The sequence below is a fragment of the Pseudomonas sp. BN415 genome, assembly GCF_029871195.1.
GTDB lineage: Bacteria > Pseudomonadota > Gammaproteobacteria > Pseudomonadales > Pseudomonadaceae > Metapseudomonas > Metapseudomonas resinovorans.
In genome coordinates, this window is sequence record NZ_SSOK01000064.1 from 145,320 (window position 1) to 157,917 (window position 12,598).

Below are 12,598 nucleotides of genomic sequence, written 5' to 3' on the forward strand. Positions count from 1 at the left end.
GAAGCTCAGAGCGGGAACACCAGTGGCACCAGGAAGACGCTGACGATCATCACCAGCACGGTGAAGGGCACACCTACCCTCACGAAGTCACCGAACCGGTATTGGCCGGGACCCAGTACGAGGGTATTCACGGGCGAGGAGATGGGCGTCATGAAGGCAGCCGATGCCGCCAGGGCGACGATCATCGCGAAGGGGTAGGGTGACATCCCCAGTTGCTGGGCCGTGGCGATGGCCACCGGGGCCATGAGCACGGCCGTGGCGGTGTTGGAAATGAACAGGCCGATCAGTGCGGTGACGATGAACAGGCTGGCGAGCATGGCGTAGGGGCCGGCATTGCCCAGCAGCGCAACCAGCCCTTTCACTGCCAGGTCGATGCCGCCGGTCTGCTGCAGGGCCTGGGCGAAGGGCAACATGCCGACGATGAGGATCAGGGTCGGCCAGTGGATGGCGCGGTAGGCGCTGTCCAGGTCGATACAGCGGAAGGCGCCCATCAATAGGCAGCCGATCAGTGCGGCCATCACATTGGGTACCAGGCCGCTCACCATCAGGAAGATCATCACCGCCAGGCTAAGCAGGGCGTAGGGGGCCTTGCGTGCGGTGGGGGCTACTTCGTTCACCTCGGCGGGCAGGCTCAGCACCAGGAAGTCGCGGCTCTGGCCCTGCAACTGATGAATGCACTTCCACTCGCCGGCCACCAGCAGGGTGTCAGAGGCCTTTAGCTTCTCGTCTACCAGCACGCCTGCCAGCGCTTGGCCGTGGCGGCGCAGGCCCACCACGTTGAGTTGGTGACGCGATCGAAAGCCCAATTCCTGGATGGTCTTGCCCGGCAGTTTCGACTCCGGCGGTAGGGCCACTTCGGCCAGCCCCAACTGGTGGGCATGCAGGCTGTAGTAGGAAGCTTGCAGCGGCAGGGGTTCCAGGCCCAGCTCCTGATAGGCACCGAGCAGGCCGATGGCCGGACTGGCGAGGTCCACCAGCAGCACGTCGCCGGGCTCCAGCAGGGTATTGCCGGTGGCCATCAGTAGCAGGGTACGGAAGCGGCGCTGGCGCTCGACGGCGATCACATTGATGCCGTACTGCTTGCGCAGCTCCAGTTCGTTGAGGGCTTGGCGCGCCAGTGGCGAATCGGCGCGAACTTTCAGGCGACGTTCCCTTTCGTTGAGTTCGTAAGCCGTGGCCAGGTCTGCGAGGGTGAGGCGGGGCGCAGCGGCGGCTTCGTCGTTGCCTCTGGGCGTCAACCAATGACGCGTCAACAGCATGTAGACGATGCCCAGGGCCAGTACGGCCAGGCCGACTGGTGTGAGGCTGAAGAAGCCGAATCCGTCCAGGCCGGCTCGGCGCAGTTCGCTGTGCACCACCAGGTTGGGCGCGGTGGCCACCAGGGTGAGCATGCCGCTGATCAATCCGGCGAAGGCCAGCGGCATCATCAGTCGTGCCGGGGCGATCTTGAGCCGCGCGGCGACGCCCAGGGCGACCGGAATGAAGATGGCCACCACGCCTGTGGAGCTCATGACAGAGCCCAGGCCCGCAGCGGCCAGCATCAGCAGCACCAGCAGGCGCGTCTCGCTGCTGCCGGCCCGGGCCACCAGCCAGTCGCCCAGGCGGTAGGCGATGCCGGTGCGGACCAGGCCGTCACCGATGACGAAGAGGGCGGCGATCAGCACGACGCTGGGGTCGCTGAACCCGGCCAGGGTGTGCTGGATATCGAGGATGCCGGTCAGTGGCAGCACGACTATGACCAGCAAGGCGACCACGTCCATGCGCGGCTTGTTGAGGACGAACAGGGTGATGGCGGCCATGAGCAGGCCCAGCACCATCAGCAGATCGAGGTTCAATCGGTACTCCCGGAGGTTCCTTGGCGGGGAGCGGCAGTCTGTCAGGGGTAACCGAGGACGGCCTTGATTTGATGCAGGTTAGCGGCGATCCAGCGCTTGTCGATGGGGCCCCAGTTGCGGATCACGTAGTGTCCGGCGTTGTTGCGCTCGCCTTCGGCCTGTTCGAAGTGGCAGTCGATATCCAGTTCCGCCAGGGCCAGCAGGGTGTCCTGGGCGGTGCGGCGCGGCATGCCGGTGGCGTCCATGAGGGCCGGAATGCTGGTGGCGGTGCCGCTGTCGATCAGCCAGGCGACGTAAAGGCGGCGGTAGAAGCTGGACTTGGTTTTGCTGATTTCCATGGGCATGCCCTGCGTGGCGGACGGTGCAATGAACGAGGCCCGCAATAGCGGGCCTCGTCGGGGTTACAGGCTGGCGATTCGGCCGCGCTGTTCGGTCAGGTTGGCCAGGGCCTGTTCGGCCTCGGCCAACTTGGCACGTTCCTTCTCGATCACCTCGGCCGGGGCCTTGGCGACGAAGCCCTCGTTGCCCAGCTTGCCGCCGACACGCTTCACTTCGCCGTCCAGACGCTGGATTTCCTTGTCCAGACGGGCGAGTTCCGCGTCCTTGTCGATCAGGCCGGCCATGGGCACCAGCACCTGCATGTCGCCGACCAGGGCGGTCGCGGACATCGGTGCTTCTTCGCCGGCGGCCAGCACGCGGATGGTTTCCAGCTTGGCCAGCTTCTTCAGTAGTGGCTCATTTTCGGTCAGGCGACGACGGTCTTCATCGTTGGCGTTAGCCAGCAGCAGGTCGATGCGCTTGGCCATGGAGATGTTCATCTCGCCGCGGATCTGCCGAACGCCGAGCATCAGTGCCTTGACCCACTCGATGTCGCCTTCGGCTGCGGCGTCGATGCGCTCGTCCGCGGCAACCGGCCAGGGTTGCAGCATCAGGGTGTCGCCACTCTTGCCGGCCTGGCCCTTGATGCGCTGCCAGATCTCTTCGGTGATAAAGGGCATGAAGGGGTGCGCCAGGCGCAGGGCCACTTCCAGCACGCGGATCAGGGTGCGGCGGGTGCCGCGCTGGCGCTCGATGGGTGCGTTCTCGTCCCACAGCACCGGCTTGACCAGTTCCAGGTACCAGGCGCAGTACTGGTCCCAGATGAACTCGTAGAGTGTCTGGGCGGCCAGGTCGAAGCGGAAGGCATCGAGGTGTCGGGTCACTTCGGCTTCGGTACGTTGCAGGGCGGAGATGATCCAGCGGTCGACCGAGGACAGCTCGACCGGCTCGTCATTCACGCCGGTGTCCTGGCCATCGGTGTTCTCGATGACGAAGTTGGCGGCGTTCCACAGCTTGTTGCAGAAATTGCGGTAGCCCTCGACGCGGCCCATGTCGAACTTGACGTCACGGCCGGTGGAGGCCAGCGAGAGGAAGGTGAAGCGCAGGGCGTCGGTGCCGTAGCTGTTGATGCCTTCGGGGAACTCGGCCTTGGTCTGCTTGGCGATCTTCTCGGCCAGCTTGGGCTGCATCATGCCGCTGGTGCGTTTTTCCAACAGGGTGTCGAGGTCGATGCCGTCGACGATGTCCAGCGGGTCCAGGACGTTGCCCTTGGACTTGGACATCTTGTGGCCCTGGGAGTCGCGTACCAGGCCATGCACGTACACGGTCTTGAACGGAACCTGCGGGGTGCCGTCCTCGTTCTTCACCAGGTGCATGGTCAGCATGATCATCCGGGCAACCCAGAAGAAGATGATGTCGAAGCCGGTGACCAGCACATTGGTGGGGTGGAAGGTCTTGAGGAACTCGGTCTGTTCCGGCCAACCCAGGGTGGAGAAGGTCCACAGGCCCGAGCTGAACCAGGTGTCCAGTACGTCTTCGTCCTGACGCAGGGCGATGTCGCCCAGGTTGTGTTTGGCGCGAACCTCGGCCTCGTCGCGGCCGACGTAGACGTTGCCGGCCTCGTCGTACCAGGCCGGGATGCGGTGACCCCACCAGAGCTGGCGGCTGATGCACCAGTCCTGGATGTCGCGCATCCAGGAGAAGTACATGTTTTCGTACTGCTTGGGCACGAACTGGATGCGGCCATCTTCTACGGCGGCGATGGCAGGTTCCGCCAGCGGCTTGGTGGAGACGTACCACTGGTCGGTCAGCCAGGGTTCGATGACGGTGCCGGAGCGGTCGCCCTTGGGCACTTTCAGCGCGTGGTCTTCGATCTTTTCCAGCAAGCCGAGTTGCTCGAAGGCCTCGACGATACGCTTGCGTGCGTCGAAACGGTCAAGGCCGGCGTATTGCTCGGGCAGGCTGCCGTCGAGCTGGTCGTTGACGCTGCCGTCAAGGTTGAACACCTGGGCGGTGGCAAGTACCGCAGCGTCCTTGTCGAAGATGTTGATCAGCGGCAGGTTGTGGCGCTTGCCGACTTCATAGTCGTTGAAGTCGTGGGCCGGGGTGATCTTCACGCAGCCGGTGCCGAACTCGGGGTCGCAGTACTCGTCGGCGATGATCGGGATGCGGCGGCCCACCAGGGGCAGCTCGACGAACGTGCCGATCAGATTCTTGTAGCGCTCGTCTTCCGGGTGCACGGCAACGGCGCTGTCGCCCAGCATGGTTTCCGGACGGGTGGTGGCGACGATCAGGTAACCCTTGCCGTCGGCAGTCTTGTGACCGTCGGCCAGCGGGTAGCGCAGGTTCCAGAGGCTGCCCTTCTCGTCATGGTTTTCCACTTCGAGGTCGGAGATGGCGGTGTGGAACTTGGTGTCCCAGTTGACCAGGCGCTTGCCGCGGTAGATCAGGCCGTCTTCATGCAGGCGCACGAAGGCTTCCTTGACCGCTTCGGACAGGCCGTCATCCATGGTGAAGCGCTCGCGCGTCCAGTCCACGGAGGAGCCGAGGCGGCGGATCTGGCGGGTGATGGTGCCGCCGGACTGTTCTTTCCATTCCCAGACCTTGTCGAGGAACTTCTCGCGACCGAGGTCATGGCGGCTGACGCCCTGGGCGGCGAGCTGGCGCTCAACCACCATCTGGGTGGCGATGCCGGCATGGTCGGTGCCGGGCTGCCACAGGGTGTTGCGACCCTGCATGCGGCGGAAGCGGATCAGGGCGTCCATGATGGCGTTGTTGAAGCCATGACCCATGTGCAGGCTACCGGTCACGTTCGGCGGCGGGATCATGATGGTGTACGGGTCGCCGGAACCTTGCGGGGCGAAGTAGTTGTTCTTCTCCCAGGTCTGGTACCAGGAAGTTTCGATAGCGTGGGGCTGGTAGGTCTTGTCCATGGTTCGGCGGGGACCCTAGAGGCAACTGAACGGGAAAACCGGAGAGTATAGCGGCAACGGGCCGTCGAAAGAATTGGCGTGCGTCGTGGGTGGCGCCCGGTCGTTACCGGGCGCGGTGGATCACTGCCGGCGCGGGGGCAGCAGGCGTGCCAGGCGGGCTTCGAGGCGGCGTTTGAGCTCGGCCTCGATCTGCGGCACGAAATCGTCGATTACGTCCTGCAGGATCAGTTGCGCGGCGGCGCGCAGTTCGCTGTCCAGGCGCGCCAGTTCCGGGTTGCCCGCAGGCGTCATGCGCTGGCGGATGGCGTCGGCCATGGGCAGCGTAGGTACGGGCTCCGCTGCTGGGGCCGCCGCGGCTACGGGAAGCGGTGCGACGGTGGGCTCCTGGGCCGGGGGCTGCGCTGGAGCCGATGGCACCACGGGGGGCGGGGCGGACTCGACTATTTCTGACAGCAGCGGAATGCCGTCAGCGTCCAGCGTGTCCGTGAGCAAGGGCGGTTCAGCGCCACTGGGCTCGTCGCCGAGCAGGGCACGGATGGATTCGAGGTCGTCCAGCAGGTGTGCCGGCTTGGGGGGGAACTTGGGGGTGTCCATGGGAATACGGCTAGAGTTCAACTCGTTTCGGATCATAGCCCCGCTGCCGGTAGGTGCGGAAATTCTCCCGGCAGGCGGCAAGCAGGTCGGGTTCCTGATTGACGATCTCGATGACCCGACTGAAACGTTCGACGTGGGGGGAAATGGTCGCGGCGAGGTTGATCAGCAGGCCTTGCTGGACGGATGGTTCCTCGTCCAGGGCCAGGACTACCGGAGCGTTGGCATCGTCGTCGATGAGGCTATGGGGAATGAAGCTTTCGGCGCGAAAGCGCCAGAGCAGCGCGTCCAGTTCATCACGCTGGGCGGCATCAGTGCAGCGCAGCAGGACCGGCAACCCGTGTCGCCAACCCTTGGCGGCCAACTGGCAGGCCGCACGCAGGCGGTCTGCCGGATTGGCTGAAGAGAGCACGTAGAACTCTACTCTCACTTGATGCGATCCAGCAGGTACTGGGTGAGCAGGGGCACCGGACGGCCAGTGGCGCCTTTATCCTTGCCGCCGCTGACCCAGGCGGTGCCTGCGATATCCAGGTGCGCCCAGTGGTACTTCTTGGCAAAGCGCGACAGGAAGCAGCCGGCGGTGATGGTGCCGGCCTTCGGGCCGCCGATGTTGGCGATGTCGGCGAAGGGGCTGTCCAACTGCTCCTGGTACTCGTCGAACAGCGGCAGTTGCCAGGCACGGTCGTCGGCGAACTCGCCGGCCTTGAGGATCTGCTTGATCAGCCCATCGTTGTTACCCATCAGGCCCGAGGTGTTGCTGCCCAGGGCGACGATGCAGGCGCCGGTGAGGGTGGCGATGTCGATCACCGCTTGCGGATTGAAGCGCTCGGCGTAGGTCAGCGTGTCACACAGCACCAGACGGCCTTCGGCGTCCGTGTTGAGGATCTCGACGGTCTGGCCGCTCATGGTGGTGACGATATCGCCCGGGCGGGTCGCGCCGCCGCTGGGCATGTTCTCGGCGCAGGCCAGAAGGCCCACCAGGTTGATCGGCAGTTGCAGTTCCAGCACGGCGCGGAAGGTGCCGAGCACACTGGCTGCGCCGCACATGTCGTACTTCATCTCGTCCATGCCGGCGGCCGGTTTGATGCTGATGCCGCCGGTGTCGAAAGTGATGCCCTTGCCCACCAGAGCGAAGGGTTTGTCTTCCTTCTTGCCGCCCTGGTAGTTGAGCACGATCATCCGCGGCGGTTGCTCGCTGCCCTGGGCCACGGCGAGGAAGGCACCGGCGCCCAGCTCCTTGAGCTTTTTCTCGTCCAGCACATCGACCTTGAGGTTCTTGTGGGCCTTGGCCAGCGCTTTGGCTTCCTCGGCGATGAAGCTGGGGTGGCACAGGTTCGGCGGCAGGTTGCCGAGATCACGGGTGAAGGCCATGCCGTTGGCGATCGCCTGGGCGTGCAGGCTGCCACGCTCGACCTCGGCCTGTTCGGCCTTTTCCACCAGCAAGATGATTTTTTTCAGGGCCTTGGGGTCTGCTTTCTGGCTCTTGAAGCGGTCGAAGACGTAGCCGCCATCGGCGAGGGTTTCCACCATCAGGCGGGCCTTGCCATAGGCGTCGCGACCTTTCACGGCCAGCTCATCCAGGGCCAGGGTGGCGTCGCTGCCGCCCAGGCCTTTCAGCACGCCGTTCGCTGCAGCGATCATTTTGCGGAACTGGCGGTCAGAGAGCTCGCGCTCCTTGCCGCAGCCGACCAGCAGCACGCGCTCGGCCTTGAGGTTGGGGAGGCTGTGCAGGAGCAGGGTCTGGCCGACCTTGCCGGCCAGGTCGCCACGCTTGAGGAGGGTGGTGATGGCGCCGTCGGCAGCAGCGTCGATGGCTTTGGCTGCATCGCCCAGCTTGCGCCCTTCACCGACTGCGACGACCAGGGTGGCGGTTTTCAGAGTTTCCAGACGGGCGCTTTTGACGAGGAATTCCATGACATGTGTCCCCAAGACAAAGAGCCGGTATTAACGGATAATGCCGGCTATTTTTTCAGTGGCCCGTCTTTGCGGCGGGCTGGCCATAAAGCGGCTAGTTTGAGCGTAGCCGCCTGAGCCTGACAACCCTGGAGTGTCTGGTTTGATTGTCTTCCGTTATCTCTCCCGCGAGGTGCTGGTCACCCTGAGTGCGGTCAGTGCCGTGCTGCTGGTGATCATCATGAGCGGCCGCTTCATCAAGTATCTGGCACAGGCCGCGCAAGGGGCCCTGGACCCCGGCGTACTGTTCCTGATCATGGGTTTCCGGATTCCCGGCTTTCTTCAACTGATCCTGCCCCTGGGATTGTTCCTTGGCTTCCTGCTGGCCTATGGACGGCTCTATCTCGAAAGCGAAATGACTGTGCTCAGCGCCACCGGCATGAGCCAACAACGGTTGATGGTCTACAGCCTGGCGCCGGCACTGCTGGTGGCCCTGATTGTGGCCTGGCTGAGCCTTGGCCTGGCGCCTCAGGGCGTCGGCCAGGTGGCGCGAATTCTCAATGAGCAGGATGCCCTGACCGAACTCGATACCCTGGTCCCCGGGCGTTTCCAGGCGCTCAAGGGTGGGGGACGGGTGACCTATACCGAGACCCTGTCCTCCGATCGCGGCGAGTTGGGTGGTGTCTTCATCTCCGAGAAGCGGATATCGCGCCAGGACGGCAAGGACCGCGGTATCGGCGTGCTGGTGGCGGAGAAGGGCCACCAGGAGATCCAACCTGATGGCAGTCGTTACCTGATCCTCAAGAACGGCTACCGCTATGACGGCAACCCGGGCAAGGCGGATTACCGGATCATCCAGTACGAAACCTACGGTGTGTTGCTGCCCAAACCGGAAATCAGCTCCGAGATTGGCGAGCGTGAAGCGGTGCCTACGTCCCAGCTGATCGGTAGCAATGATCCTCGCTTCCAGGCGGAGCTGCAGTGGCGCCTATCGATTCCGCTGCTGGTGTTCGTGGTCACGCTGTTGGCGGTCCCCTTGTCCAAGGTCAATCCGCGCCAGGGGCGCTTCCTCAAGTTGCTTCCGGCGATCCTGCTGTATATGGCGTACCTGTCCCTGCTGATTGCTGCGCGCGGCCAGCTGGACAAGGGGCGAATTCCCATGGCCATCGGTCTTTGGTGGGTGCATGCACTGTTCATCGCGGTCGGCCTGTTGTTGTTGTACTGGGAGCCACTGCGACTGAAGTGGGCTGCTCGTCGTGATGCCCGAGAGGTGGCCCATGGTTAGGTTGGATCGTTACATCGGCACCAGTGTGTTCTTCGGCATCCTCGCAGTGCTGGGGGTCATCGTCAGTCTCGCGGCGTTGTTCGCCTTCATCGATGAGCTGGGTGACATTGGCGGTGACTACGATGTATTCGCCGCTGCCTGGTACGTCTTCCTCACCCTGCCGCGCCGGATCTACGACATGCTGCCAATGGCGGCGCTGATCGGCAGCCTGATTGGCCTGGGTTCACTGGCCAGTAGCAGCGAGCTGACGGTGATGCGTGCCGCGGGTGTCTCAATCGGTCGAATTGTCTGGGCGGTGATGAAGCCCATGCTGGTGCTGATGGTGGTGGGCGTATTGATTGGCGAGTACGCAGCCCCCTGGAGCGAGAACCTGGCCCAGGCCAATCGGTCCCTGGCGCAAGGTGGTGGTGACGCGCAGAGTTCAAAGCGCGGCCTCTGGCACCGTCAGGGCGAAGAGTTCGTCCACATCAACGCCGTGCAGCCCAATGGAGTGCTCTATGGCGTGACCCGCTACCGCTTTGATGGTGAGCGCCACATGCAGTCCGCAAGCTTTGCCAAGCGCGCACTGTTCCAGGGCGACTACTGGCAACTGGAAGATGTGTCCACTACCCATTTTCGTGGCGATCACACAGAGGTGGTCAATAACGTCACAGAACGCTGGGATGTGGAGCTCAAGCCGGAGCTGCTCGGCACCGTGGTGATGGAGCCTGAGGCACTGTCGATTTCCGGCCTGTGGCGCTACACCCACTATCTGGCGGAGCAGGGGCTTAACAACGGACGCTACTGGTTGGCGTTCTGGACCAAGGTGCTGCAACCCCTGGTCACCGCTGCACTGGTATTGATGGCGATTTCCTTCATTTTCGGCCCGCTGCGCTCCGTTACTCTCGGCCAGCGAGTGTTTACCGGCGTGGTGATTGGCTTCGTGGTTCGAATCAGCCAGGATCTGCTCGGACCGTCGAGCCTGGTGTTTGGCTTCTCGCCGCTATTCGCTGTGCTGGTGCCGGCGGGTATCTGCGCGCTGGCAGGCTTCTGGCTTCTACGGCGCGCGGGCTGACAGACCGCCGAAGCAAACAAAAAAGCCCCGCATCGCGGGGCTTTTTGTTGGAGCGGGGGCTTACAGGCGCAGACCGCCGTCCAGTTCCAGGACGCGACCGGTGTAGTAGTCGTTTTCCAGGATATAGGCCACCGAGTGGGCGATTTCCATCGGCTTGCCCAGGCGGCGGAGCGGAATGCCGGAGGTCATCTTCTCCAGGGCTTCCGGCTTCATGCTGGCCACCATGTCGGTCTCGATGAAGCCCGGTGCCACGCCAGCTACGCGGATGCCATAGCGGGCCAGTTCCTTCGCCCAGACCACGGTGTCGGCGGCGACGCCGGCCTTAGCCGCGGAGTAGTTGGCCTGGCCCATGTTTCCGGCGCGGGAAATGGACGAGATGTTGATGATCGCGCCTTCGTTGTCCAGCTCAATCATCTTGGCGGCGACTTCGCGGGTGCAGAGGAAGACACCGGTCAGGTTGACGTCGATGACCGACTGCCACTGGGCCAGGCTCATCTTGGTCATTTCGCCGTCCTTGACCTTGATGGTCAGGCCGTCGCGCAGGATGCCGGCATTATTCACCAGGCCGTTGATGGCGCCGAAGTCCTCGGCCACCTGGGCGACCATGTGGGTCACCTGCTCTTCGTTGGCCACGTTGCAGATATAGGCACGGGCATCACCACCAGCGGCCTTGCAGGCCGCCACGGCGTCATCCAGTTTTTCCTGGTTCAGGTCCACCAGGGCGAGCTTTGCGCCCTTGGCCGCCAGGTACTCACCCATGGCGCGGCCGAGGCCCTGGCAACCACCGGTAATGATGATGACCTTGTCTTTGAGTTGCATGAGAATCCCCTCGAATAACTGTCGCTTTGCCCCCGCTGGCGCCGTTAAACCGCTATTCTGGGCGCTCGTCCGTTTTCGACGGATTCTCTGCGAGGAGTCATAAGGTGAGCGTGAAAGCCGCAAAGCATGCACGAGAATTGCTGCTCAAGGAATACCGTGGGGTATTGTCCACCCATTCCAAGGCCATGCCGGGCTTCCCTTTCGGATCAGTGGTGCCTTACTGCCTGGACGCCGAAGGCCGGCCGTTGATCCTGATCAGCCGTATCGCCCAGCACACCCATAACCTGCAGAAGGACACCAAGTGTTCACTGCTGGTGGGCGAGCGCGGCGCCGACGATGTTCAGGCCGCGGGGCGTCTGACCCTGCTGGCCGAAGCGCGGCAGATTACCGACGCTGCCGAGACCGAGGCTGCTGCTACCCGCTACTACCGTTACTTCCCCCAGGCAGTGGACTACCACCGCACCCACGATTTCAACTTCTGGCGCCTGGAGCCGGTGCGCGCTCGCTTCATTGGTGGCTTTGGTGCCATCCACTGGGTGGACCATCTGGTGCTGGCCAACGCCTTCGCCGGGGAGGCTGAAATCGGCATGCTGGAGCACATGAACAGCGACCACGCCAACGCCATCACCCACTACGTGGAACTCGCCGGACTGCCGAAAGAGCCTCCGGCGGAGATGGTCGGGATCGATACGGAAGGATTCCACCTACGCATTGGTCAGACGCTTCACTGGCTGCCCTTCCCAACATCCTGTAACAACCCAGGTGCGGTCCGGCAGGCCTTGGTACAGCTGGCTCGCGCCGAAATCTGGCCGACCAGCGGAGAGGCGGTGGCTTGAATTGGGCGGGCGGCGGCTTCATTTAGCGGATTATCGGAAGCTGTTCTTCCGCCAAGGAAACTCGTGATGCGCGCTTTTCTCTTTCTGTTCCTGCTCTTTCCGTTGATCGAACTGGCTCTACTGATCCAGGTCGGCAGCGTGATCGGCGTCCTGCCCACTCTGCTGCTGGTGGTCGGCACCGCCGTGCTCGGTAGCGTGCTGCTGCGGGTGGCCGGCGTTGCAACTGCCTGGCGTGCCCGTGAACGTCTGGCCCGCGGCGAAGTGCCTGAGCAGGAAATGCTTGAGGGCCTGCTGATTGCCGTCGGCGGTGGCCTGCTGCTGTTGCCGGGTTTCATCAGCGACATCTTCGGCCTGCTCTGCCTGATTCCCTTCACTCGTCGCCTGTTCATCCGCAACCTGCGCCAGCGCGCCGCCGCCCAGGCCATGCGCCAGCGCGCCTTCGCCGATGACATGGCCGCGCGTAGCGGCCAGGTGCGTCCCAACGTTATCGAAGGCGAGTACGAGCGTCGCGACCAATAAAGTACATTTTTTTTGCGCGTCGCCCTTGAAATGCCTCCTGGCGCCCCTATGTATCCGTCACCGCAAGGTTCCTGCTGATCAGCAGGTCTGAATTCAGCGGCGCGCCTGTCGCGCTGCACCCGGCCCCGCCGGACATTACCAACCCACCGGTGCTCGCACCGGTCGAAGTAACAACACTATTGGGAGAGATCGACAATGAAGCTTCGTCCTCTGCATGACCGCGTCGTTATCCGTCGCAGCGAAGAAGAGACCAAAACCGCTGGCGGCATCGTGCTGCCGGGCTCGGCTGCCGAAAAGCCGAACCGTGGCGAAGTCGTCGCTGTCGGCACCGGCCGCCTGCTGGACAACGGCGAAGTGCGTCCGCTGGCCGTCAAGGTCGGTGACCAGGTTGTGTTTGGCCCTTATTCGGGCAGCAACACCATCAAGGTTGATGGCGAAGAACTCCTGGTGATGGGCGAGAGCGAAATCCTCGCCGTCGTCGAAGCCTGAGTCTCGCGAATCTCCGCCTACACACC

The 12,598-nt window shown here is 63.5% G+C and carries 12 protein-coding genes; 5 read left to right on the top strand and 7 right to left on the bottom strand.

Translation table 11 applies throughout. The features are described 5' to 3' along the window. Window positions 1–5: 5 nt before the first annotated feature. From E8F20_RS22750 to E8F20_RS22775, 6 genes are all read right to left on the bottom strand, one after another. Window positions 6–1,835: an SLC13 family permease gene (locus tag E8F20_RS22750; RefSeq protein ID WP_280285768.1), complete on the bottom strand. Its 1,830-nt coding sequence runs from the start codon at window positions 1,833–1,835 to the stop codon at window positions 6–8. Between the two features lie 41 nt (window positions 1,836–1,876). Further along, window positions 1,877–2,173 carry a winged helix-turn-helix domain-containing protein gene (locus tag E8F20_RS22755; protein WP_280285769.1) on the bottom strand — a complete coding sequence of 99 codons (297 nt, stop codon included), beginning with the start codon at window positions 2,171–2,173 and terminating at the stop codon, window positions 1,877–1,879. A 63-nt stretch (window positions 2,174–2,236) separates the two neighbouring features. Then, on the bottom strand, window positions 2,237–5,086 hold the full coding sequence (locus E8F20_RS22760) for a valine--tRNA ligase (protein WP_280285770.1): 2,850 nt from the start codon (window positions 5,084–5,086) through the stop codon (window positions 2,237–2,239). Between the two features lie 120 nt (window positions 5,087–5,206). Continuing rightward, window positions 5,207–5,680, bottom strand: a complete 474-nt coding sequence (locus tag E8F20_RS22765) for a DNA polymerase III subunit chi (protein ID WP_280285771.1) — start codon at window positions 5,678–5,680, stop codon at window positions 5,207–5,209. A gap of 10 nt (window positions 5,681–5,690) precedes the next feature. Further along, window positions 5,691–6,107, bottom strand: a complete 417-nt coding sequence (locus tag E8F20_RS22770) for a DNA polymerase III subunit chi (protein ID WP_137821305.1) — start codon at window positions 6,105–6,107, stop codon at window positions 5,691–5,693. Then, on the bottom strand, window positions 6,104–7,591 hold the full coding sequence (locus tag E8F20_RS22775; protein WP_280285772.1) for a leucyl aminopeptidase: 1,488 nt from the start codon (window positions 7,589–7,591) through the stop codon (window positions 6,104–6,106). Before E8F20_RS22775 ends, E8F20_RS22770 begins: the two co-directional genes overlap by 4 nt. A gap of 142 nt (window positions 7,592–7,733) precedes the next feature. Between E8F20_RS22775 and lptF the strand changes: the two genes are divergently transcribed. Beyond that, window positions 7,734–8,855 (top strand): LPS export ABC transporter permease LptF, encoded by a 1,122-nt coding sequence (gene lptF / locus E8F20_RS22780; RefSeq protein ID WP_280285773.1) that lies wholly within the window; start codon window positions 7,734–7,736, stop codon window positions 8,853–8,855. After that, the gene (lptG, locus tag E8F20_RS22785; protein WP_280285774.1) at window positions 8,848–9,909 is read left to right on the top strand and encodes an LPS export ABC transporter permease LptG; all 1,062 of its coding nucleotides are present in this window, start codon (window positions 8,848–8,850) and stop codon (window positions 9,907–9,909) included. The genes lptF and lptG overlap by 8 nt, the downstream gene beginning before the upstream one ends. Before the next feature lie 60 nt (window positions 9,910–9,969). Here the strand turns inward: lptG and E8F20_RS22790 are convergent, their stop codons facing one another. Further along, window positions 9,970–10,728, bottom strand: a complete 759-nt coding sequence (locus tag E8F20_RS22790; RefSeq protein WP_280285775.1) for an SDR family oxidoreductase — start codon at window positions 10,726–10,728, stop codon at window positions 9,970–9,972. Window positions 10,729–10,832: 104 nt separating this feature from the next. Here E8F20_RS22790 and E8F20_RS22795 point away from each other — a divergent pair, with 104 nt between their 5' ends. From E8F20_RS22795 to E8F20_RS22805, 3 genes are all read left to right on the top strand, one after another. Further along, complete coding sequence (locus E8F20_RS22795; RefSeq protein ID WP_280285776.1) at window positions 10,833–11,564, top strand: HugZ family protein; 732 nt, start codon at window positions 10,833–10,835, stop codon at window positions 11,562–11,564. A 66-nt stretch (window positions 11,565–11,630) separates the two neighbouring features. Then, on the top strand, window positions 11,631–12,083 hold the full coding sequence (locus E8F20_RS22800; protein ID WP_280285777.1) for an FxsA family protein: 453 nt from the start codon (window positions 11,631–11,633) through the stop codon (window positions 12,081–12,083). Window positions 12,084–12,278: 195 nt separating this feature from the next. After that, complete coding sequence (locus E8F20_RS22805; protein WP_028628402.1) at window positions 12,279–12,572, top strand: co-chaperone GroES; 294 nt, start codon at window positions 12,279–12,281, stop codon at window positions 12,570–12,572. Window positions 12,573–12,598: the final 26 nt, after the last annotated feature.

Coding starts and splice junctions, on each gene's coding strand:
- E8F20_RS22800 (WP_280285777.1), top strand. CDS start 11,631: ATGCGCGCTTTTCTCTTTCTGTTCCTGCTCTTTCCGTTGATCGAACTG.
- lptG (WP_280285774.1), top strand. CDS start 8,848: ATGGTTAGGTTGGATCGTTACATCGGCACCAGTGTGTTCTTCGGCATC.
- E8F20_RS22775 (WP_280285772.1), bottom strand. CDS start 7,591: ATGGAATTCCTCGTCAAAAGCGCCCGTCTGGAAACTCTGAAAACCGCC.
- E8F20_RS22765 (WP_280285771.1), bottom strand. CDS start 5,680: ATGGACACCCCCAAGTTCCCCCCCAAGCCGGCACACCTGCTGGACGAC.
- E8F20_RS22760 (WP_280285770.1), bottom strand. CDS start 5,086: ATGGACAAGACCTACCAGCCCCACGCTATCGAAACTTCCTGGTACCAG.
- E8F20_RS22790 (WP_280285775.1), bottom strand. CDS start 10,728: ATGCAACTCAAAGACAAGGTCATCATCATTACCGGTGGTTGCCAGGGC.
- E8F20_RS22805 (WP_028628402.1), top strand. CDS start 12,279: ATGAAGCTTCGTCCTCTGCATGACCGCGTCGTTATCCGTCGCAGCGAA.
- E8F20_RS22755 (WP_280285769.1), bottom strand. CDS start 2,173: ATGGAAATCAGCAAAACCAAGTCCAGCTTCTACCGCCGCCTTTACGTC.